The 20,828-nt window shown below is 64.8% G+C and carries 20 protein-coding genes; 6 read left to right on the top strand and 14 right to left on the bottom strand.

Annotated elements, in window-relative coordinates; translation table 11 throughout:
- Positions 1 to 11 precede the first annotated feature (11 nt).
- From ATO6_RS20760 to ATO6_RS20750, 3 genes are all read right to left on the bottom strand, one after another.
- Positions 12 to 581: a thiamine pyrophosphate-dependent enzyme gene (locus ATO6_RS20760; protein WP_088626024.1), complete on the bottom strand. Its 570-nt coding sequence runs from the start codon at positions 579 to 581 to the stop codon at positions 12 to 14.
- A 5-nt stretch (positions 582 to 586) separates the two neighbouring features.
- The gene (locus tag ATO6_RS20755; protein WP_088625966.1) at positions 587 to 1,126 is read right to left on the bottom strand and encodes a thiamine pyrophosphate-binding protein; all 540 of its coding nucleotides are present in this window, start codon (positions 1,124 to 1,126) and stop codon (positions 587 to 589) included.
- Between the two features lie 111 nt (positions 1,127 to 1,237).
- A complete protein-coding gene (locus ATO6_RS20750) occupies positions 1,238 to 2,164 on the bottom strand; it encodes a LysR family transcriptional regulator (protein WP_176441044.1) in 927 nt (308 codons plus the stop codon).
- Positions 2,165 to 2,347: 183 nt separating this feature from the next.
- On the opposite strand from ATO6_RS20750, the gene ATO6_RS25170 reads away from it, so the two are divergent.
- Together ATO6_RS25170 and ATO6_RS20745 are read left to right on the top strand one after the other, a co-directional pair.
- A complete protein-coding gene (locus ATO6_RS25170; RefSeq protein ID WP_176441043.1) occupies positions 2,348 to 2,539 on the top strand; it encodes a hypothetical protein in 192 nt (63 codons plus the stop codon).
- Positions 2,540 to 2,612: 73 nt separating this feature from the next.
- The gene (locus tag ATO6_RS20745; RefSeq protein WP_217899041.1) at positions 2,613 to 3,980 is read left to right on the top strand and encodes an FAD-binding oxidoreductase; all 1,368 of its coding nucleotides are present in this window, start codon (positions 2,613 to 2,615) and stop codon (positions 3,978 to 3,980) included.
- Between the two features lie 104 nt (positions 3,981 to 4,084).
- Here ATO6_RS20745 and ATO6_RS20740 read toward each other — a convergent pair whose 3' ends face one another.
- The 3 genes from ATO6_RS20740 to ATO6_RS20730 form a co-directional block, all read right to left on the bottom strand.
- Positions 4,085 to 4,588 carry a MaoC family dehydratase gene (locus ATO6_RS20740; RefSeq protein WP_176441042.1) on the bottom strand — a complete coding sequence of 168 codons (504 nt, stop codon included), beginning with the start codon at positions 4,586 to 4,588 and terminating at the stop codon, positions 4,085 to 4,087.
- A 105-nt stretch (positions 4,589 to 4,693) separates the two neighbouring features.
- Positions 4,694 to 5,005 (bottom strand): hypothetical protein, encoded by a 312-nt coding sequence (locus tag ATO6_RS20735; protein WP_088625963.1) that lies wholly within the window; start codon positions 5,003 to 5,005, stop codon positions 4,694 to 4,696.
- A complete protein-coding gene (locus ATO6_RS20730; protein ID WP_088625962.1) occupies positions 4,992 to 6,332 on the bottom strand; it encodes an acyclic terpene utilization AtuA family protein in 1,341 nt (446 codons plus the stop codon). The genes ATO6_RS20735 and ATO6_RS20730 overlap by 14 nt, the downstream gene beginning before the upstream one ends.
- 901 nt (positions 6,333 to 7,233) lie before the next feature.
- On the opposite strand from ATO6_RS20730, the gene repA reads away from it, so the two are divergent.
- The 4 genes from repA to ATO6_RS20710 all read left to right on the top strand — a co-directional run bounded on the left by repA (position 7,234) and on the right by ATO6_RS20710 (position 12,224).
- Positions 7,234 to 8,436 (top strand): plasmid partitioning protein RepA, encoded by a 1,203-nt coding sequence (gene repA, locus ATO6_RS20725; protein ID WP_088625961.1) that lies wholly within the window; start codon positions 7,234 to 7,236, stop codon positions 8,434 to 8,436.
- The gene (gene repB / locus ATO6_RS20720) at positions 8,426 to 9,370 is read left to right on the top strand and encodes a plasmid partitioning protein RepB (protein WP_088625960.1); all 945 of its coding nucleotides are present in this window, start codon (positions 8,426 to 8,428) and stop codon (positions 9,368 to 9,370) included. The genes repA and repB overlap by 11 nt, the downstream gene beginning before the upstream one ends.
- A gap of 255 nt (positions 9,371 to 9,625) precedes the next feature.
- Complete coding sequence (locus ATO6_RS20715) at positions 9,626 to 10,741, top strand: helix-turn-helix domain-containing protein (protein ID WP_088625959.1); 1,116 nt, start codon at positions 9,626 to 9,628, stop codon at positions 10,739 to 10,741.
- A gap of 310 nt (positions 10,742 to 11,051) precedes the next feature.
- A complete protein-coding gene (locus tag ATO6_RS20710) occupies positions 11,052 to 12,224 on the top strand; it encodes an ATP-binding protein (protein WP_254919227.1) in 1,173 nt (390 codons plus the stop codon).
- Positions 12,225 to 12,265: 41 nt separating this feature from the next.
- Here ATO6_RS20710 and ATO6_RS20705 read toward each other — a convergent pair whose 3' ends face one another.
- The 8 genes from ATO6_RS20705 to ATO6_RS20670 form a co-directional block, all read right to left on the bottom strand.
- On the bottom strand, positions 12,266 to 12,664 hold the full coding sequence (locus tag ATO6_RS20705) for a carboxymuconolactone decarboxylase family protein (protein WP_176441041.1): 399 nt from the start codon (positions 12,662 to 12,664) through the stop codon (positions 12,266 to 12,268).
- A gap of 70 nt (positions 12,665 to 12,734) precedes the next feature.
- Positions 12,735 to 14,255, bottom strand: a complete 1,521-nt coding sequence (locus ATO6_RS20700; protein ID WP_088625956.1) for a class I adenylate-forming enzyme family protein — start codon at positions 14,253 to 14,255, stop codon at positions 12,735 to 12,737.
- A gap of 39 nt (positions 14,256 to 14,294) precedes the next feature.
- Positions 14,295 to 15,326, bottom strand: a complete 1,032-nt coding sequence (locus tag ATO6_RS20695) for a LacI family DNA-binding transcriptional regulator (RefSeq protein WP_217899040.1) — start codon at positions 15,324 to 15,326, stop codon at positions 14,295 to 14,297.
- A gap of 69 nt (positions 15,327 to 15,395) precedes the next feature.
- Positions 15,396 to 16,709 carry a phosphopyruvate hydratase gene (gene eno / locus ATO6_RS20690; RefSeq protein ID WP_088626021.1) on the bottom strand — a complete coding sequence of 438 codons (1,314 nt, stop codon included), beginning with the start codon at positions 16,707 to 16,709 and terminating at the stop codon, positions 15,396 to 15,398.
- Complete coding sequence (locus ATO6_RS20685; RefSeq protein WP_217899039.1) at positions 16,702 to 17,721, bottom strand: phosphotransferase family protein; 1,020 nt, start codon at positions 17,719 to 17,721, stop codon at positions 16,702 to 16,704. Before ATO6_RS20685 ends, eno begins: the two co-directional genes overlap by 8 nt.
- Positions 17,721 to 19,064: a TRAP transporter large permease gene (locus tag ATO6_RS20680; RefSeq protein ID WP_088625955.1), complete on the bottom strand. Its 1,344-nt coding sequence runs from the start codon at positions 19,062 to 19,064 to the stop codon at positions 17,721 to 17,723. Before ATO6_RS20680 ends, ATO6_RS20685 begins: the two co-directional genes overlap by 1 nt.
- A 24-nt stretch (positions 19,065 to 19,088) precedes the next feature.
- Entirely contained in the window at positions 19,089 to 19,664 is a 576-nt protein-coding gene (locus tag ATO6_RS20675) for a TRAP transporter small permease (RefSeq protein WP_088625954.1), read from the bottom strand.
- An 8-nt stretch (positions 19,665 to 19,672) separates the two neighbouring features.
- Positions 19,673 to 20,752, bottom strand: coding sequence for a C4-dicarboxylate TRAP transporter substrate-binding protein (locus tag ATO6_RS20670; protein WP_176441040.1), 1,080 nt, complete (start codon positions 20,750 to 20,752; stop codon positions 19,673 to 19,675).
- Between the last annotated feature and the right edge of the window lie 76 nt (positions 20,753 to 20,828).

Genomic DNA, 20,828 nt, shown 5'->3' with positions numbered 1-20,828 from the left:
TGTCGGCGCGGTCAGACCAGTCCGAGGTGCGCGCGGAAGCGGTTCTTGATATAAACCGCGTCCCGCGAGGGCAGCGACCGGGGCGGCGTGTCCTGCGCGATCTTCAGAACGACCAGCTTGGGACCTGCTTCATTGGTGCCGATCGCCCCTTCCAGCCCGGCCATGTCGCCGACCTGAACGGCAGAGCCGAAACCGCAGCCCCCGGCCACAAGCGCCAGGTCGACCCCCTGCCCCGTGTGGCTGCCCTGCATCCCAGTTTCCGCGTAGTGCTCGTTGTCCAGGACGAAGAGTTCCAGATTGCCGGGTTTCGCGACCCCGATGGTCGCCAGCGCCCCCATGGCCATCAGCTGTTCACCGTCGCCGGTGATGACGACCACCTGCCGGTCAGGCTGCGCCTGCGCCAGCCCGAGCCCGACCAGGGCGGCCCCGCCCATGGCACCCCACAAGTAATAATTGCCATCCCTGTCCCCGGCGGCATGGACGTCATAGGTCGGAGAGCCGAGCCCCGTGACCACCAGCGCGTCCGGGCGCAGGGCGAGAATCCGGCTGACGGCCTCGCGGCGTTGCAATGTCTGAGCCATGTCGTTCACCACTTCTTTTTCCCGAGCAGTCGCTGCCCGATCAGAACCGCGATCTGCTGGTCGGAATCGAAGGCCATCGCGGCGGCCTGCTCCACCGTCTCGACCAGATCCTCGGCGCTGTCGGCGCGCAGGACCGTGACCCCGATCGCCTTCAGTGAGGCTTCGGTCGCCTGTGACATCGGCACCTGCCACGGATTGAACTCGGCCCATTCGCCACGCATCGTGACCAGCATCAGCAGGGGCATCCGCGCCTGCACCGGCAGCGACAGCATGTTGATGCAGTTGCCTACGCCCGAGGACTGCATCAGCACCACGCTGCGCGCCCCGCCCAGCCACGTGCCGGCGGCGATGGCGATGCCTTCCTCTTCGGTCGTCAGGACGTTGACCGTGACCTCAGGGTCGTCCTGCAGACGCCGGATCAGGCGGGTATGACCCGCATCCGGCACGAAGGACATATGGGTCACGCCCGCCGCGCGCAGGGCATCGTAAATGGCGTCCGGCCACGCCTCGGCGACCGGAGCACCGGTCCGGGATTTCTCTGTCACGTCTGATCCTCTGACTGTGTGTCTCGGGGGCCTTATATCGCGGGCAAGCAATTCAATCCGCTTCCATTTATCTCGACCAGATATACCGGATGTGAATACCTCGGCGAGGATCTACCCGGCCAGGAACTCCCCAACCCACTCCTGATTGCGGAACATCTCGCCCACTTCCAGCTTCAGCTCGTCGAGGAAGCTGCGGGTCGCGTTCGACATCGAAACCCCGAGCGGCGTGGCGATCACGAGACGCCGCGACAGGGTCGGCGCGACGACGGGGTGCGTGCGCAGTTCGCCGGCCAGAACGTATTCGTGCACCGAGGCGCGCGGCAGGATCGCGTAGCCGACCCTGTGCCGCACGAGGTCTCGGAGTGTCTGCAGGGCATCCGCCTCGACCTGGATGTTCAGCCGGATCCCCAGCCGGCCTGCCTCCACCTCGATCAGCTGCCGCAGCCCGTGTGACGGGCCCGGCAACACGAGCCGCAGCTTGGCAAGCTCCCGGAACGGTATCTCGCGAAACGACAGCGGATCGTCGGCATGCGCGACCAGGAACAGGTCCTCGCTCAGCAACGGCTCGGTCACGAGGTTCACCGGGCGGCCGGGATCGTACATCACCGCCGCGTCCAGATGCCCGCTGTGCAGCCAGTTCAGCAGATAGCCGCTGAAGGCCGGCACGATCCGCATCGTCACGTCCGGATAGCGCCGCGTGAACCGGCGGACCAGTCGCGCCCCGAGAATGTCCCCGACCGTCGGCGGCACGCCGAATGCGACCCGTCCCGTCACCGCGCCGTCCCGCGATGTGACCTCGGCCCGCGTGATGTCGACCTGATTCAGGATGCCGATCGCGCGTTCATGCAGCAACGCGCCGGCATCGGTCAGGGTCATCCCCCGGCCGTGCCGGGTGAACAGCGCCACCTGCAGTTCCTCTTCGAGCATCCGGATCTGACGGCTCAGCGCGGGCTGCGCGATATGCAGCGTATCCGCCGCCCGGCTGAGCGAACCGTACTCGGCGACCTGCACGAAAGTTCTGAGCTGGCGGAGATCCATAAGAGATACAATTCCGGCATAGCTGCCAGCGTCAAGTTGGATTTTTTCGATTGCCCTCCAATGCATATGATCCCGGTGTCCGGAACAAGCGCGCCGCCCTCGGCAAGAGGCCCATGAGGAGGAAAACATGCCGAAGCAAAGACCACGGACGAAGTCGCGGCTCAAAAGCACGTATCGCCCGATGTGTCCATCGATGTGAAGGAAGTGACCCGCATCGCACGGTTTGATGAGCTCAAGCGTTTCAACGTCGCATTCGCGGACGCGATCCGGCCCGTGTACCGCATAAAGAACCTCAATGTGATCGGGCGCGGCGGGGTCGAAGGCCGCAAACTCGACACCTACAAACGGCCTGACGGCACGCAGGAAGTGGAGTAATACCGCCAGCATGACAAACCATGACCACCGCGCCTTTCTCGACGCACTGCGTCAGGCCCTTCCGGATCGGAGCATGCCCTCCGACCCGGACTGGCTTGCGCCGCGCCTGACCGATTCACTGGGACGCTACACCGGCGCGTGCCTCGCCTTCTGCGAACCCGCGACCACCGAAGAGGTGTCGCAGATCGTGCGTCTGTGTTCCGAGCACGGGATCGCGATTGTCCCGCAGGGCGGCAACACCAACCGCGTCGGTGCGGCGACGCCGGATGCCAGCGGCGACCAGGTCGTGATCTCGCTGCGGCGGATGAACCGGATCCGGTCCGTGGACGCGTCGGATTTCACGATCTCGGTCGACGCCGGCTGCGTCCTCGCCGACATCCAGAACGCGGCGGAAGAAGCGGACCGGCTGTTCCCGCTCAGCCTCGGGGCCGAAGGGTCCTGCATGATCGGCGGCAACATCGCCACCAATGCGGGCGGGCTGAACGTCATCCAGTACGGCAACACCCGCGCGCTGGTGCTGGGGCTGGAGGTCGTGCTGGCAGACGGCACCGTATGGGACGGGATGCGGCGGCTGGTGAAGGACAACCGGGGCTATGACCTCAAGCAGATGTTCATCGGCAGCGAGGGGACGCTTGGCGTGATCACGGGCGCGGTGCTGCGGCTGTTCCCCGCGCCCAAGGTGCACGCGACGGCGCTGTGTTCGCTCGACGATCTGGACGGCGCGCTGAAGCTACTGTCGATCGCCCGCAACCACGCCGCATCCTCGGTCTGCGGCTTCGAGGTGATGTCGGGCATCACGCTCGCCACGGCCGAAGAGCTGATCCCGGACATCCGGCGGCCGTTCGATCCCCTGCCCGACTGGACCGTGCTGCTGGAACTGAGCGATCCGCGCGCCGACCACGATCTGGGCCCCACCATGGAAGCCCTGCTGGCCGAGGCGCTGGAGGACGGCGCGATCACCGACGCGATCCTCGCCACCTCCGAAGCGCAGCGCGCGAACCTGTGGCGCTACCGCGAGGCCATCGTCGCGGCTGGCGTTCAGCGCGGCGCGGTCGTGCGGCATGACGTTTCGGTCCCGGTCTCCGAGATACCGGATTTCGTCCGCGCCTGTGACAGCGAACTGGACGAATTGCTGCCCGGCGTGGTGCCCTATGTCATGGGGCACATGGGCGACGGCAATCTGCACTATCACATGGCCCCGCCGGACGGCATGTCGCAGGAGGAATTCGCCGGGCACGTCCCCGCGCTCGACGCGCGGCTCTACGATATCACCGCCCGGTTCAACGGATCGTTCAGTGCGGAACACGGCGTCGGACAGGCCAAGACAGGGCAACTGGAGACGTATCTGCCGGGGCCGCAATACGCGATGGCGCAGGCGATCAAGAAGGCGCTGGATCCCAAGGGGCTGATGAATCCCGGCAAGGTGTTTCCGGCGACTTGAGCCACACGTTTCGTGAATGCTTGTCTCAGGGACAGGGTATCATGATCTCGCACATCGCGTGGGGCGCCCCGGTTGCCGAACGCGGGCGGCGGACGCGCCGCCCGCTAGACCGCCCGCGTGGCGGACGGTCGCTTGCGGATGAGATACCGATGCGTGCCGTCGAACACCTTGACGGAATCCTGGTTGAAGACCTCGGAACACACGATGACGCCCGTGGTGGTCTGCGGCGTGATCTCGGTGATCCGGAGGCGCGGATAGAGCGTGTCGCCCATGTAAACCGGTTTCAACGGGCGTCCCGTGATCTCGATCAGGGCGACCAGCGAGTCGGCGACCTGATGCGGAAACACACCCGCCCCTGCCGCCGTCTGGATCAGGACCTGCATCCCGTGGGCAAGCAGCGACCTGTGTCCGCGCGCCTTGCAGTATTCAACGTCGTAGTGGATAGGATCATTGTCGCCGGACGCAAGCTGGAACGCCGCGAACAAGGCCGACGTCATGGTGCGGGAGGGGATGTAGAACTCTTCGCCCAGCTCGAAATCTTCGAGGTATCGGCTGGGGCCGAAGCGGTGATCCCTCAACACGTCAAAGGTCTGGTCGGCGTCGGACATGGTGTTTTCCCCCGGCAAAGTCACGGATTGCTCGCGACCCCAGCTTCCGCAGGGACGGGGGAGTTTCAAGTCGCAACCGCATATGAGGACCCGAAGGCGGCGCTCTCAATCCTCCGCAGGCAACTCCATCTCCAGCAGCACCGAGGCCAGGCATTTGCCATGCGCATCGAGGGCCAGCGACCGTGTCACCCCGCCCGCCAGCGCCCCGCGGATGACGAAGTTCAGCGCCTGCAACTGCGGCAGCTCGTAACGGGTCATCGCTTCGGCCGGGAATGTGCCGAAATGCGCCGCCACGCGCTGCGGCGTGATCCGGTCGCGCAGCGCGGGCCAGTCCGCCGGATCATAGGCGATCAGCGAGATGTTCGAGGTGTCGCCCTTGTCCCCGGTCCTCGCGTGGGCAATGTCATGCAACCTCAACTCGCACCTCCTCCATGTGAACGCGCGTTGTAACCTCGGTCGCGGGCACCAGCGTGGATGCGATGGCCAGCACCTCGCGCACCTGTTTCGTGACCCCGCCGCCGCCCGCGGGGCCGGTGAGGTAGAGACCCTCGACCTCCTCCCCGATCAACCGGGCGGTGTCCAGATCGCGGCACCGGGCGGCAAAGCGCATCCGCACCTCCGCGGTCTGCGGCCCCCCTGCCCCGCCGCTCCAGACAGAATTCACGCCGACCAGTTCGCCGCGCGTCTCATCCATGGCCGATGCGCGCGGTTCCAGCCGCGCCCGGACCAGCTCCACCGCCAGCCGGCCCCGCGCGACGCAGTTGGCGCCTGCGTAGGAAATCTGGCCCTCGCCGATCCAGCCATCACGGTAGCCGACCGAGACCTTGAGCATCCCCGTCGACGGCGCGCCACTGGCCCCGGATACGGCCACACGGTCCGGGCCGATCTCGCGGAATTCGACACCCGAGAAATCGGCCACCACATCGGGTTGCAGGTAACGGGCGGGATCGTGGATTTCGTAGAGCAACTGCTCGATGCAGGTCGCCCGCGTGACCTGTCCGCCGGTGCCGGGCAGTTTGGTGATAACGGCGTTCCCATCCTCGGACACCTCGGCGAGCGGATAGCCGATGCCCGCCAGATACGGCACGTCCTTGACGCCGGGATCGGCGAAGTAGCCGCCCGTCACCTGGGCCGCGCATTCCAGAAGGTGCCCGACCAGTGTCCCACGCCCAAGCCGGGTCCAGTCGTCCCGCGCCCAGCCGAACTCATGAACCAGCGGAGCGAGGAACAGTGTCGGATCCGAGGCCCGGCCGCAGATCACCACATCCGCGCCCGCGTCGAGCGCCGCGACGACGCCGGAGATGCCGGTATATGCATTGGCCGAAACCAGCCGCTCGCCCAGGTCACCGGCAGGCGCCCCCGTCTCGTCCAGCACATAGCCGCCGATCCGCCCCAGCACGTCGTCACCAGTGACTGCGGCGACCTTCAGCCCGGCCAGCCCGAGCTCGCGCGCAACGGCGCGGGTGCGGGCGGCAGCCGCCTCCGGGTTCGCCGCGCCCATGTTCGTGACGATCCGCGTTCCGTTCCGCACGCAGGCCCGCAGCACCGCGCGCATCCGACGCTCCAGCATCGGGTCGAATCCGCCCGTAGGGTCGGCCATCCGCGCCTGCTGCGCCAATGCGATGGTCCGTTCGCCAAGACATTCGAAGACGAGGTAATCGAGCGCTCCGCGCTCGGCCAGATCGACCGCCGGTCCGATCCGGTCGCCCTGAAACCCCGCCCCTGCCCCGATGCGCACGATCATGCCATTGCCCTCCTCCGGATGCGGCCCATGATATGCGTTCCGGTCAGGATCGCCAGCGCGAGGAACGGCGTGATCGGCTGCGGATAGATCGCGAGCAGGTAGATGGCCACGTCGGGATGCAGTCGGGCACGACCACGACCGAGACGTCGGGCATGTCGCTACGCAGCCTGTCCACTCCGTGATCAATCCCTTGATGCCGAGGTTGAACCGGACGCCTGCAAGACTGGCCAGATCAGTGAGTCCGGTATCGTCGTGCCGCGAGAGGCTGGCCGTAACCAGACCCAAACAAGGCTGATTTCGGGCCCCCCGCAGGATATTGTACCTCGTGCCACGGGACTCTACGACCTTGGCGCGCAGCCCCTCGGTCTTGTCGATGTTCAGCCATCCGACCGCGACCAAATAAATATATCTGCCGGCCATCCCGTAGCGTCATCGGCGTGGGTATTCCCGTTTGGCGGGCCGGGCTTGGAACGCGAAACCGCGGCGGTAGGCCTATTCGCATCACCCAGTTACCATTCGTTTCGAATCGCGATGAGAGAACGCTAGGGACGCATAGCCTGCCACAAAGTCGCGCCGGGCGTTACTTGCGCAACCTGACGGATCGAGGGAATTCACGGCTGGGGATAAGTCTGAGGATAACTGGAGCTCAGGAAAACTATTTATTATCATACTCTTGAATGGGCTGATAACTCGACAAGGATTGACCCGACTACAGCATATGGAAGACCGATGCGGACCAGACGCAAGAGGGATAGACACGATTTTTCTTGAGCTCTGTTCTTGCAACCGGCATATCTGTAACGACAAAACAACAAACGACGTGCTCAAAGCGTTCCTTACGACCGATGATAACCGGTCCAGCGGGTAACGCAAATCGGGCAGAACAGGACGGGCAGTCCAAATGTATCCAGTGCTGCACGACAAGCTGCAGGCCGACGCGGACAGGCTTTCCGAAGCCCTCGAACACATGTCCAAGCTCTTCCTCGCGCCGAAAGAGGAAAAGACCCTGCGCAGCTTCTCGACCGCCGAGGTCGCTGAACTGTTGCGGGTCAGCGATGGCTACCTGCGCAAGGCGCATTTCGACGGACGTATCCCCGAGGTCGAACAGGGGCCGGGCAACAAGCGTCTCTATTCCGCCCAAAACATCCTGGAAATCCGCCATATCCTCGCACAGAGCGCCAAGAACCCGTTCCAGTTCCTTCCCGGCCGGCGCGAAGGGGACAAGCTTCAGATCTGGTCCACCGTCAACTTCAAGGGCGGCAGCAGCAAGACGACGACGACCGTCACGCTGGCCATGCGGCTGGCGCTGCGCGGCTATCGTGTCTGTGTCATCGACGCGGATCCACAGGCCTCGCTGACCACCTTCTTCGGGTATCAACCCGAAATCGACTTCCGCCATGGCGGCACCCTCTACGACGCGATCCGCTACAACGATGGCGAGGTCACGCGCGCGCCGATCACTGACGTCCTGCGCAAGACGTATTTCCCGAACCTCGATCTCGTGCCGGGTGGCATCATTCTCTCCGAGTTCGAGACTGAAACGCCGACCGCGCTGAGCCGCGGCGAACAGCCCGTGTTCTTTAACCGCATCCGGGATTCCCTGCGACAGGTCGAAGACGATTACGATCTGATCCTGATCGACTGCCCGCCCCAGCTTGGCTATCTGACGATGTCGGCGGTCTGCGCTTCGACCTCGCTGCTGATGACGATCATCCCCGAACGGGTCGACCTCGCTTCGGCCAGCCAGTTCCTGACGATGGCGTCCGGCCTGCTCGAGGTGCTGCATTCCAACGGCGGCATTGGGGCCTATGACAACTTTGCCTACCTGCTGACCCGTTTCGACACGGCGATCAGCACCCAGCAGGACCTGGCAGAATGGATCCGGGAACTTCTGGGTGACAGCGTCATCCGCACGCCGTTCGTGAAATCCTCGGCGGTCAGCGAGGCGGGGTTGTCGCAAAAAACAATCTTCGAGGTCGATCTGGCCAACGCCCGCAACCGCAAGACCTACGAGCGGGCGCTCGAGTCCGTCATCAGCTTTTCAAACGATGTCGAGGAAATGATCCAGGCCGCATGGGGCCGCGGAGGCAGCAATGAAACGTGATCTTCTGGCCAAGAGCCTCGCCCAGATGGGGACGAAATCCGCCGAGCCCGAGGCGGCGAAGTCCGATGCGGTCAAACCCCGATCGCTGCTCAGCATGTCGGATGTCCTGTCGCAGGTGTCCTCCCAGGCGGCGCAGGAGATCGACGTCAGCGAGATTGCCGACTCCGAGATTGCCGACCGGTTCGATGTGAACGAGGGTCTGAGCGACCTCATCGAGTCGATCCGCGTGTCGGGACAGCAGCTTCCTGCCCTGCTGCGTTACCGGCGCGGATCGGGACCGCGGTACGAGGTCGTCTATGGCCGCCGCCGTATCGCCGCCTGCCGTGCGCTCGGCATCAAGGTGAAGGCCTACGTCAAGGAAATGGACCAGCGCGAGGCGCTGGTGTCCCAGGCACTTGAGAACTCGGCCCGGCTGGAGCGCAGCTTTATCGAACAGGCGATCTTTGCGACCCGTCTCGAGGATCAGGGCTTCACCCGCGCCGAGATCGGGGAGGTGCTCGCGGTCGACAAGGGCACGCTGAGCAAGCTGGTCGGCGTGGCGCGGGATGTGCCCGACGCGGTGATCTACCGCATCGGTGCGGCACACGACGCCGGGCGGCGGCCATGGATCGAATTGCGCCGGCTTGTCCGAGAAGAGGGCGCGCCGGACGAAGCCGGGTTGTTGGCCATGGTGCCGGACGGCGCGGATCCCGCGGACCGGTTGAACGGACTGATCCGCGCCCTGCAGGCCGGGGAAAGCGCCCGGACGCTGGCTAAGTCGGCCAAGTCGGCTGCCCCCCTGCCCCGGCTCAAGGGATCGTCGGTATCCTATGCGTCCCGCGACAGACGCCTGACGATCCAGGTGGCCGAGGCGAAGGAAAAGGGGTTTATCGCCTATGTCGAAGATCAGCTGGATCAGCTGTATCGGGACTGGAAGGCGAATGGCGGCAAGTGAATCCGCCGCCGTCGTAAGGCATTGAAACGATTGGGTTGTCCGTGGACAACCTGACAAAAACAGGCAAACCAGAGCAGCAAGGAGGCAGACAGAAGCGCAAAAAGAAACCCCCCGAAGGCGGTGAAGCACTCCAGAGGGTCCCGATTTACTAGCACTTTATTGGTACCCCCAAAATCGAATCACTGCAACACCGATCTCGGTGACCGGTCTATTTTTGCCGTCTGAAATCGGATGATTCACCAACAGGCAACGGCCATGACGGTCGGGGCACAGTCTAGCTGTGTCGAAAGCAGCCCCCTGCCCTTTCAGGGTATGGGCACGGTCGAGCTGCAACCATACTTCACCCCCGTTCTGCGGCGCGACCTGATGGCCGCGGTCAACACCACGGCACGCAGCCTCGGCCTCCGGGCGGCTTCGGTCGTCGTGCTGGACGCCCTGCTAAGTTGTCTGCCGTGCCGGGACAATCGGACCGGCCGTGATGGCCTCATCACGCCTGCAACCCTGCTGACGGTCTACGCCGCGAATGACACGCTTTGCTTTCGCGCGAGGGGCATCACCGACAGACAACTGCGGCGCCACCTCGAACGGCTGGAGGACGCCGGTCTGATCCGGCGCAGGGACAGCGCGAATGGCAAGCGGTTCCCGATCAAGCAGGGCGGCAAGATCATCGGCGCCTTCGGAATCGACCTCTCGCCGCTTCTCGCCCGGTCACGTGAGCTGTTCGATATGGCCGAACATCATCGACAGCAGAAAGCCGAACTGCGGGGTTTGCGCGCCCGGCTACAGAAGCTGTGCGCGGAGTGTCTCGCCCTGACGGATGACGCCGAGACGCTGGCTTTGCTCGACGCCGCGCGCAATTCCATGCGGCGGGTAGGCGCGACGGTCGCCATCGCGCGCGAGATGATCGGCAGGTTGTCCGCGGTATTGTCAGAGCTTCTGGTTCGGGCAGAGGACTGCAACAACCAACCCCGTGGCCCCGAATGCCAACACACGCAAACCGGCCAACGGACCGCCAGCGCCGGACAAAACGTCCGGCACAAAGAACCGGTAAAACCAGATACTAAAGAAACGGGGCAGGGGACCGACAGATGGTTCTCGATGACTCACATCGTACCCTTCTTTCCCGACCCACCCCGCGATCTTCATAGCCTGCAAAGGATACTGTTCGACTTCGGGACCATGCTAGGGATGAGAGCGTCAACGCTGTCACAAGCCGTCGTGTCCTTGGGGCTCATTCCTGCATTGGAAGCATTGAACCGGATTGCTGGTCTTATCGACGACATCATCCATCCCGATGCCTACCTCTTGCAGTTGGTCGCCGCCAATCGAGGCCATACCGCGCCTCACAGAAAGCAGGGAAGCTGGCGTTGACGACGACATCGCGTGCCTTCTTGGGACAAACAGGTGAAGAGTTGGCCATGGCCAACATTCTTGGAATGGGCGGATAAGGAGCGTTCCGTCGACGAGTAGAAGAACTCAAGGCCTCGCATTCAAATCCACAGAACAACAAACATAAAACCCAACCAACGGATACCTGCCTCCCAATCTCCGGGCCGATGCCTTCCAATTGACAGGCCCCTAGTTCCCAACTACCCAAGAAACCAAACCAGTCCAACCCCGTCGCACCATGTATCAAAGACTCCTAGCACCCCGCGTCAGGGAAGCGCTGACAGACACTCCGGTGGTTCTCATCATCGGACCTCGGCGCGCGGGCAAAACGACGCTGGCGAGATCGGTCGGCGAAGAAGGCCGCCCATATATCACTCTGGACGATCCGACCGCACTCGAAGCGGCACGGGCTGACCCTCAGGGCTTTGTCAGGGGGCTCGACAACGCAACGATCGACGAGGTTCAGCGGGCACCGGACGTCCTGCTGGCGATCAAGAAATCCGTCGATGACGACTATCGGCCCGGTCGCTTCCTGCTGACCGGTTCGGCCAATGTCATGACGCTGCCAAAGGTCTCCGACAGTCTGGCCGGCCGCATCGAAACACTGACGATGCTCCCGCTCGCACAGGCGGAACTCCATGACGCTGTGCCGACCTTCCTCGACCGGATGTACACGGGACATGTGCAGGCTCCCAAAGCGCCGGTGGTAGGGGAGGATCTGCTGCAAATCGTGCTGGCGGGCGGTTTCCCCGAGGCGCTTTCGCGCGCCAGCGAACGCAGGCGGCAGGACTGGGCGCGCTCCTACCTGACCTCGGTGCTCACCCGCGATCTGCGGGACATTGCCGAAATCGAAAAGCTGACCGAGCTGCCGAGGTTCGTCCGCTTTCTGGCCGAACACTCCGGCCAGCTGGTCAATTACTCCCAGTTAGGGTCGAGTATCAACGTCAGCCACAAGACCGGCCAGCGCTACGTCGGACTGTTGGAACAGGTCTTTCTGGTGGCGACCCTGCCGCCCTGGCACACGAACGCGATCAAGCGGATCACCAAAACGGCCAAGCTTCACTTTCTGGACACGGCGCTGCTTGCGGCGACACGGGGGCTGACGTTCGATCGGGTGCGCAAGACCCGCGACCTGTTCGGCCCGCTGCTCGAAACGTTCGTTTTCGCCGAGGTCCTCAAACTGATCTCTGGCTCAGAGATGCGGCTGGACGCCTTCCACTTTCGCGATCAGGAGATGCGCGAGGTCGATCTGGTGCTGGAGAGGGACGATGGCATGATCGTCGGGATCGAGGTCAAGGCGTCTGCCACCGTGCGCTCCGCCGATTTCGCGGGTCTGCGCACGCTCGCCGCAGCCTGTGGCGACAGGTTCGCTTTCGGGGCGGTCCTTTACGACAGCGAGGATGTCGTGCCATTCGGCGAGCGGTTGGCCGCGGTCCCGGTGTCCAGCCTTTGGGACCGCGCGTGACAGAGGTCGGCGGGGCAGGGGGGCCGTGAAAACAGTGTCTCTTACGGCTCAGACGATGCCATGTCGTCGCGCGAGGCCAGGACCTTCTTCACTGTCCTGTGCCCGGAAATCCCGGCGGGGAACCCGCAATAGAGGATCACGTGGATCATGGCCTCGTAGAGCTCCTCCTCGGTGCAGCCGTTGGCGAGGGCGGCCCCAAGATGCGCCTCCAGTTCATCCTGACGCCCGATGCCCGCAAGCAGCGCGATCGTCATCAGCGAGCGCTCACGGCGGGTGAAGACCGGATTGGCCCAGACGTCGCCATAGGCGAAATCCATCAGAAGATCGCCCAGCCGGGTGTCTTCGGGACTGGACTTGCCAGCCCGCATTCGCGCGCGTTCCTCGCCGAACATCTCGGCAAAGATCGCAAGGCCCGCCGTAAAGCGTTCGCTCTGTGTCATGCTGTCTCCCATCACTTCACATTTCGACCCGACGCCATCACTTCGGGTCGATCGAAATCGCTGACTCACTTCACGAGGTCGCGCCCTGTTCCATGGCCGCGATTATCGCCTGCTTCGCCTCCCGCCGCAGCAGTTTTCCGACCGGGCTGCGGGGCAGGTCGGCCACGACGTGGATGGCCTTTGGCGCCTTCACCGATCCGACGCGGGTCTTGCAGAAGGCGATGATGTCCGCGCTCGAGGCGTCCTGGCCGGGTCGCAACTCGATCGCGGCCTCCACCCGTTCGCCCCATTGCTCGTCCGGGATGCCGAAGACAACGGACTCCGCCACCGCCGGGTGAAGGTTCAGCGCCGCCTCGACATCCGAAGGGTAGACGTTGAAACCGCCCGAGATCACCACGTCGCGGATGCGGTCCTTGATGTAGAGAAACCCGTCCTCGTCCAGAACGCCGACGTCTCCGGTGTGCAGCCAGCCATCGACGATGGTCTTGGCCGTTTCCTCGGCCATGTCGAGGTAACCGCTCATCACCAGGTCGCTGCGTGCGCAGATCTCGCCTTCCTGCCCTGCGGGCAGATGGGTGCCGTCGGGGCCGATGATGGCGACCTCGGCAAAGGGCGTGACCCGCCCGACCGAGGTGCGGCGGCGGTCGTCCATGAACTCGGGCCCGCGCGCGACGGTCAGGATCATCGGTGCCTCGGTCTGGCCGAAAGATGTCTCTATTACAGGGCCAAACACGCGCTGCGCCTCTTCGATCCGGTGGGGCGAGGCCGTGGCGCCGCCCCAGATCAGGTTGCTCAGGGCAGGCAGGGACCGGGGCCGGGCCTTCTGCTCCTCAATGAGCCGGTAGAAGAGAGTAGGGGGGATCCACGTCGCGGTGATCCGTTCCCGTTCCATGACGTCCAGCAGGTAGCCGGCATCGACATTCGTGGTCAGGAAGGCCGATCCGCCCCTCGCCAGCACCGGCAGCAGGATGGACCCTGCGCCATGGGTCATCGGCGCGGCGCAGAGATAGCGGTCATCCTCGGTGAATTCGAAGGCGAAATGCATGGAGGCGATCAGCGTGGCAATGACCCGGAAGGTCTGGGTCACGCCCTTGGGCTGTCCCGAGGACCCGCCGGTAAACTTAATCCCGTTCCGGTCGTCCAGCGTGGCCGACCACAGGGCCTTTTGCCCGGCAAAACTGTCCAGAACTTCGGCCAGCGTCATTTCGGAGCCATCGCTGTCGCCGACGATGACGATGCGCGGATCGGTCCGGGTGATCTTGTCGCGATACATCGGGTCCACCGCCACGATGTCGGGCCGCGCGCGGTCGATCTGGGCGTCCAGTTCCGGGCCCGCGTTGCGTCCGTTCAGCGGCACCAGCACCGCGCCGCCGGCATGGACTGCCATCAGGCAGACCAGCATGTCGACGCTGTTGGGGCCCAGCAGGGCGACGGTGGGGCGTTCCTTTCCCGACAGGCTCTGAAAACCCGCGGCGACGGCATTGCTGCGGGCCAGAAGTTCGCCGTAAGTGCAGGATTGGGTTTCGTCCCGTGCGGCGATCTTGTCCTCGCGGCCGAGCGCCGCGTGTTCGAGGTAACGGAAGGGGAACATGGGGTCTCCGGTTCTGATGTCGGATCGCCGGTCTGCGGTCTAGGGCGACACGCAGGGCGCGGTGCTGCCCCGGACGATCAGCGTCGCCGGGACGGTGGAGTGATACTTGGGATCGGTGGTGGCCCCGACCTCGAGCTGGTGGAACAGCCACAGGGCGCAGCTGGTCGCCAGTTCCTCGATCGGCATGCGGAGCGTGGTCAGGCCGGGCCCCCACCATTTGAACTCGGGCGAGTCGCCGAAACCTACGACTGACAGGGTCTCGGGCGACGCCATGCCGCGCTCGTGGAGATACTCGAGGATCGCCTGCGTGATCCGCACGGTACTGACCAGAACGGCGGTCGGACGGTCGGGCGAGGCAAGGAGATCGGCGATCGCCTGTGTCCCGAATTCGGGCGACGAGGCGGGGCCGAGGATCTCGATCATCTGGTCGGCACCGATGCCGAATTCCCGCATCGCGCGGCGGTAGCCGGCCACGCGGTCGCGCCCGGTCGACAGTTCCTCGGTGCCGCCGACATAGGCGATGCGGCGGTGGCCGAGTTCCAGCAGGTGGCGGGTGCCCTCGTGGATGCTGGCCTCGTCGTTGATGCCGAACGAAGCCGCGCCAATCGACGCGGCGCGGCGCAGCAGCTGGACGTGCGGCAGGTTCTTGAGCAGAGCCAGCGACTCCCTTGTCGGATGGACCGAGGGGACGATCACCATGCCCGCCGCCCGCGCGCTCACCAGCTCCTTGATGTGCCGCGCCTCGGTCTGCGGATCGTTGGCCAGCGACAGGGCCAGCTGGTGGCCCTTGGCGCTGCAGCAGTCCGACAGCGCCTCGGCGATGGTGGCGTAGAAGGCGTTGCGGATATCGGGCAGCATCAGCCCGATCAGGTTGCTGCGCCCGCCCCGCATCAGCCGCGCCGGCAGGTTCTCGACATAGCCGAGCTGTGTGGCAACCTGCTTGACCCGTGTCTTGGTCTGTTCACTGATGCGCGGGTCGTCGGCCAGCGCGCGGCCCACGGTCGAGACCGAGACCTTGGCCACCTCTGCGACGTCCTTTGTCGTCACCATCTTGTTCTTCTGATCGGGCACGCGGCCGACCTCCTCGTTACAATGGCACCGCAGGGGCTGATAGCGGATCGTGCGATCTTGCCAAAGTCGTCATTCCGCCCGACCGTCCGGCCCCGACGCACCGGAGAAGCTGAGCGACCCCCAGCCCGCATAGGTCGCGTCGGGGCCGAGCGCCTCCTCGATGCGCAGGCATTCGTTCCACTTCGCCATCCGCTCGGAGCGCGAGAACGAGCCGACCTTGAACTGACCCGCGTCCAGTCCGACCGACAGGTGCGAGATCGTCGTATCCTCGGTCTCGCCCGAACGTGCCGACACGATGGCGGCGAAGCCTGCGGCCTTTGCGGCGTCCAGCGCGGCGCGGGTTTCGGTGATCGTGCCGGTCTGGTTCGGCTTGATGAGCACCGCGTTCAGCGCCCTGTCCTCGGCCGCCTGCCGGACGCGCGCGGCATTCGTGACGAGGTAATCGTCGCCGATGATCTGGCAGCGCGTGCCGTAGCGGCGGGTGAATTCGCGGAAGCCTTCGGTGTCGTCCTCGGCCAGCGGATCCTCGATCGACAGGATGGGGTAGGCGTCCAGCCAGCGGCCCAGCATGTCGATCATGTCATCTGTTTCGAGCGAGCTGTCATCGAGCGCGAGGCGATAGATGCCGTCCCGCCCCAGCTCTGACGCGGCCACGTCGAGCGAGATGACGACATCCTTGCCGGGCCTGAACCCGGCGCGTTCGATAGACAGCATCAGCGCGTCCAGCGCCTCTTCGTTCGACCGGAAGGCGGGCCAGTAGCCGCCTTCGTCCGCGACCCCCTGCAGCCGGTCGGTTTCCTGCATCAGCCGGCCCGCATGGCGATAGACCTCGGCCGTCCAGTCCAGCGCCTCGGCAAAGCTGCCGGCGGCGGGGCACATGATCATGAAGTCCTGGATATCCACGCGGCGGGCGGCATGGGCGCCGCCGCCGAAGATCTGGATCTCGGGCATGGGCATCCGGACCCTGGCATCGCCCGCGATGTGCTTCCAGATCGGCAGGCCCCGCGCGGCGGCGGCGGCATGCAGCGCGGCCATCGAGGTGGCGACGATGGCATTCCCGCCCAGGCGTCCACGTTCAGGCGTGCCGTCCAGCGCGATCATCGCCTCGTCCAGCGCGACCTGATCCAGAACGTCCATTCCGGCCAGACATGGCGCGATCTCGGCATTCACGCCATGGATCGCACGGGTCACGTCCATTCCGCCGAAGGAGATGCCGCCGTCGCGCAGGTCGACCGCTTCGCCGCTGCCGGTCGATGCGCCTGCGGGCGCAATCGCACGGCCCGAAGCGCCGGATGCGAGAGTGATCTCGACCTCGACAGTGGGACGCCCACGGGAATCCCAGAGCCTGCGGGCATGAACCGCGCTGATGGTGCTGTCAGACATGGTCGAGACCTTCATGAAAAGCGGTTCTGACCGCCGCCAGCGTCTCGGGCGGGGTCTGGATCAGGGGGCGCGCGATCCGGCGCACGCGGTCGCGTTCAGGCTCTGTGTCGATGTATTCGACGGGCGATTTGCCGTCGATCCGGGCCAGCAGCAGCGCAGGCAGAAGCCGCGCGGTGCGGCGTTCGACCTCGGCTGCCGGTTCCCAGTCCACGCAGGCGAGGTAGGCCGCCGTCATCCGGTCGAAGGCGGTCAGCAGCGCCGCGGTGCCCGAGGGCACGACGAGGCACTTGAGCAGCAGGTGGTTCAGGCAGAACGCAAGGTCGAAGGCCGGTTCGCCATACCACGCGCATTCCGCGTCAAGGATGATCGGCCCCTGTGCGACGAGGATGTTCTTGGGGCTGACGTCGCCATGCACCAGCACCCGGTTGGTCCCCAGCGTCGCGGCGGCCAGCGGCTCCAGCCGGTCCGCCAGATCGGGATGGGCGCGGGCCGTGGCCAGCAGGTAGGGCTCGACCCGCAGCGCGTTGAACGTGTCACCGGTGTCGAACCGTTCCGCGATCTCGGGCTGGCCGGCTGTCCGTGCGTGGATCAGGCCGACGGTATCGCCGACCTTCGCCGCGAAATCCGGGTTGATCGCCCCGGCCTTGAGCAGGGACTTCCACACCGGATGATCGAGGTGCTCCATCGCGAACATCGCGGCCTCCGCATCGCGGTGAACGACGCGTGGCACGGCGGCAGGGGCGATCCCGGCCACGACCTCCAGCCAGTTCGCCTCGTTCACGTTGCGCGACAGCGGCGCCTCCCACACCTGCGCGACGCGCAGGGCGGGCAGGGCGCGCTTGACCACGACAGTCCGGTCGGTCAGCGCCACCTTCCAGATGTCCGAAGACACGCCGCCCGACAGCCGCTCTGCCGAGATGACCCGGACATCGCCAAGGGAGGACCCGGCGAGAAAGGCCTCGATCGCGGCGCGGTCCTTGTCCTGCATCGACATGCTTGTCTGGCCCCCCATCAGTACATCGCCTGTGGCAGCAGTAGCGCGATGATCGGGAAGGCGATCAACAATCCGAGGACGATCAGGTCCGAGATGACGAAGACCGTCGTGCCCTTGAAGATGTCGACCAGCCCGATCTCCTTGCCGACCACCGACTTGATGACGAAGACATTCATCCCGACAGGTGGCGTCATCAGCCCGACCTCGATCAGCTTGACCACGATGATGCCGAACCAGATCAGGTTGAAGCCGAGCGCCTCGATGATCGGGATCGTCAGCGGCAGGGTCAGCAGCAGGATCCCGACCGCGTCAAGGAAGGTGCCGAGGATCAGGTAGAGCAGGCAGACGAGGAACAGGACATACATGGCCGAATAGTCCTGCCCGATGGTCCATTCCACGAGGTTGTTCGCGATCCCGGTCATGCCGACGAAGGTCACCAGCAGCTTGGCTCCGATCGCGATGACGAAGATCACCGAGGTCTGGAAGGCGGTCTCGACGATCGCGTTAATGAACAGGTTCATCGTCAGGCGCTTGGTCATGAAGCCCATGATGACCGCCGCGACGACGGCGATGGCCGCGCTTTCATTGGCGGTCAGAAAGCCGGAGTAGATGCCGCCCACGACGATGATCGAGATGGTGACGATCGGCCATATGCGCATCGCGGCTTCCCACTTCTCCTGCCGGGTGGCGGGCTGGAAGTTGCTGGGGGCCGCGTCGGGATAGCGCCCGACCCAGAACAGGATCGCCAGCACGTAACCCAGCATGCTGATCAGGCCCGGCAGGATGCCCGCGATGAACAGCATGCCGATCGATTGCTCGGTGAAGATGCCATAGATCACCAGCACCAGCGAGGGCGGGATCAGCGAGCCGAGCGTGCCGCCCGCCGCGACGGATGCGGTGGCGAGCGGTTTGGAATAGCCGTATTTCAGCATCTCCGGCACCGCGATCCGGCCCATGGCCGAGGCGCAGGCGACGCTGGAGCCCGAGATGGACGAGAAGCCGCCGCAGCCGATGATCGACGCGATGGCCAGCCCGCCCGGCAGGTTCGGCAGCAGGATGCGGATGGCATAGAACATGTCCGTCGTGAACCGCGCCCGGTGCGCCAGATGGCCGAGCGCGATGAACATCGGGACCATCGTGAACGAGTAGGTCTTGGTGAACGAGAACGGGTCGGTTCCGAGGAACGCGGTCAGCGGCCGCACCGCGCGGTCCGGGTTGAAGGCGCGGCCCTCGGGCCAGGCAAAGATGATGAACATGCCGATGATGGCAACGGTGCTGAGCACGAAGCCGATCGGCACGCGCAGGATCAGCAGGGCGAGGAGAAGCAGCAGGGCGAGCGTGCCGAGCGTGACCGGATCCATGGATTTGACCTGTCTTTGAAGTGTCTAGTCGAGCTGGGGGACGTCGTGCGGCGCCAGTTCCTCGCCGGTCACGGTGCGGCGGATGTCCGACAGCGTGTTGAGCAGGAGCCTGAAGCAGAAGGTGACGACGCCGAGGACGAAGATGACCTTGCCGGGCCAGACCGGGATATGAAGCATGCCTTCGTAGTACTGCCGGGTGTCCAGATCGCGCAGAACGCCGTCCCAGACACACCACGCGATGGCGGTGAAGCACAGGAACCCCAGCAGGTGCCCGAGGGCGCTGAGCGCGTTGTTGGCGCGGACCGGCAGCCAGCCGGTGAAGATCTCGACCTCGAGGTTGCCGCGCCGCGCCGTGACCAGCGCGAAGGGCAGGCAGACGATCAGCGGCATCATGTTCTCGGCGATGATGATGTCGTCGGGGATGGGCGCCGCGAACACGTTGCGCCCGATGACAGAGATCGAGATCACCAGCGTGAGCACGATGATGGTCAGCACCGAGATGCCCAGAAAGGCGCTTTCGAGTGCCGCGAGGACCCGTCCGGCAGGCCCTTGGCCTGCCGGGGGATCGTAATACAGCTGACTGCGGATGCTGTCCCACATGGATCCGGTCACTTCCACGGATAGCCGTTCGCGTCGAAATCGGCCTGATACTTGGCGATCATGGCCTGGTAGTCTTCGAACACAGTCTGCGCCGGCAGGCCCTTTTCCTCGACCGAGGCGATCCAGGTCTTGGCCAGGTCGGCCCCTTCGGTCTTGATCTGCTCGAGCATTTCCGCCGGCGGGTCGGCATAGATCACGCCCTGATCCGCCGCGAGACGCGTCTTGACCTCTTCCACAGCCGCGATGTGCTCACGCACGACGCGCTGGTTGAAGTCCTTGCCGACCTCGGTGATCACCGCGCGCTGTTCGTCGGTCATCTCGTTCCAGAGATCGTTGTTCATGAAGATCGCGTAGGCCATCACCATCCCGAACTCGAGCGTGATGACATGCTTGGCCACCTCGTACTGACGGAAGCTGTCGACGGCGATGTGGTAGATCTGGTTGCAGTCGACGACGCCGGTGTCGAGCGCCTGATAGACCTCGGACTGCGGGATCGCGATGGTGGTCGCGCCCATGCGGCTGAGGACTTCGGTATAGGGGCCGCCGGTGCGGATCTTGAGGCCCTTCAGGTCCTCGACCGAATTGATCGGCTCGCGGCAGATCAGCTGGATCAGACCCGCGTTCAGGTTGGTGACATAGTGCAGGCCACGGTCGGTGAACTGCTTCACCACATCTTCGTTCTCGGTCGCCAGCTCATAGGCGGCCTGTTGCGCGACCCATGGGTTCGACGGGCCGATCAGCAGGTTTCCGACTTCGTAAAGGTCCAGCAGGCCCGGCGTGTAGGACGTCACGACGGTGCCCATGTCGGCCAGCCCGTCACCGACCGCGCGGGCCGTGTCGGCGGGTGCAGCCAGTGCGCCGCCCCAGAAGATCTCGACGTCGAGGTCGCCGTTGGAGCGTTCCTTGATCTGGTCCGCGATCCAGTTCAGGTCCGCGCCCGAGGTGCCCCGGTTCGGCACGATCGTGGAAAAGCGCAGGGTGAGCGGTTCTGCGGTCGCAGCGGCCGCGCCGAACATCAGCGCAGCCCCCGTCAGACCAGCAACGATTCTGCCGCGGACAGACGTCCGCAGGAATGCAGATGACAACATGATTTCCTCCCTCTTGCATTGCCAATGCTGTGCTATCGGTAGCAATGAGTCTGGCATCAGGCAACCATTTTTGACG

The organism is Oceanicola sp. 22II-s10i (assembly GCF_002210105.1).
In the GTDB taxonomy this organism is placed as follows: domain Bacteria; phylum Pseudomonadota; class Alphaproteobacteria; order Rhodobacterales; family Rhodobacteraceae; genus Pseudooceanicola.
This window is presented reverse-complemented; position numbering and strand designations above follow the sequence as displayed.

Excerpts from the sequence above, each read along its gene's own strand:
- ATO6_RS20760 (WP_088626024.1), bottom strand. The coding sequence starts at position 581 with ATGGCTCAGACATTGCAACGCCGCGAGGCCGTCAGCCGGATTCTCGCC.
- ATO6_RS20750 (WP_176441044.1), bottom strand. The coding sequence starts at position 2,164 with ATGGATCTCCGCCAGCTCAGAACTTTCGTGCAGGTCGCCGAGTACGGT.
- ATO6_RS20745 (WP_217899041.1), top strand. The coding sequence starts at position 2,613 with ATGCCCTCCGACCCGGACTGGCTTGCGCCGCGCCTGACCGATTCACTG.
- ATO6_RS20740 (WP_176441042.1), bottom strand. The coding sequence starts at position 4,588 with ATGTCCGACGCCGACCAGACCTTTGACGTGTTGAGGGATCACCGCTTC.
- ATO6_RS20730 (WP_088625962.1), bottom strand. The coding sequence starts at position 6,332 with ATGATCGTGCGCATCGGGGCAGGGGCGGGGTTTCAGGGCGACCGGATC.
- repA (WP_088625961.1), top strand. The coding sequence starts at position 7,234 with ATGTATCCAGTGCTGCACGACAAGCTGCAGGCCGACGCGGACAGGCTT.
- repB (WP_088625960.1), top strand. The coding sequence starts at position 8,426 with ATGAAACGTGATCTTCTGGCCAAGAGCCTCGCCCAGATGGGGACGAAA.
- ATO6_RS20715 (WP_088625959.1), top strand. The coding sequence starts at position 9,626 with ATGACGGTCGGGGCACAGTCTAGCTGTGTCGAAAGCAGCCCCCTGCCC.
- ATO6_RS20705 (WP_176441041.1), bottom strand. The coding sequence starts at position 12,664 with ATGACACAGAGCGAACGCTTTACGGCGGGCCTTGCGATCTTTGCCGAG.
- ATO6_RS20700 (WP_088625956.1), bottom strand. The coding sequence starts at position 14,255 with ATGTTCCCCTTCCGTTACCTCGAACACGCGGCGCTCGGCCGCGAGGAC.
- eno (WP_088626021.1), bottom strand. The coding sequence starts at position 16,709 with ATGTCTGACAGCACCATCAGCGCGGTTCATGCCCGCAGGCTCTGGGAT.
- ATO6_RS20685 (WP_217899039.1), bottom strand. The coding sequence starts at position 17,721 with ATGGGGGGCCAGACAAGCATGTCGATGCAGGACAAGGACCGCGCCGCG.
- ATO6_RS20680 (WP_088625955.1), bottom strand. The coding sequence starts at position 19,064 with ATGGATCCGGTCACGCTCGGCACGCTCGCCCTGCTGCTTCTCCTCGCC.
- ATO6_RS20675 (WP_088625954.1), bottom strand. The coding sequence starts at position 19,664 with ATGTGGGACAGCATCCGCAGTCAGCTGTATTACGATCCCCCGGCAGGC.
- ATO6_RS20670 (WP_176441040.1), bottom strand. The coding sequence starts at position 20,752 with ATGTTGTCATCTGCATTCCTGCGGACGTCTGTCCGCGGCAGAATCGTT.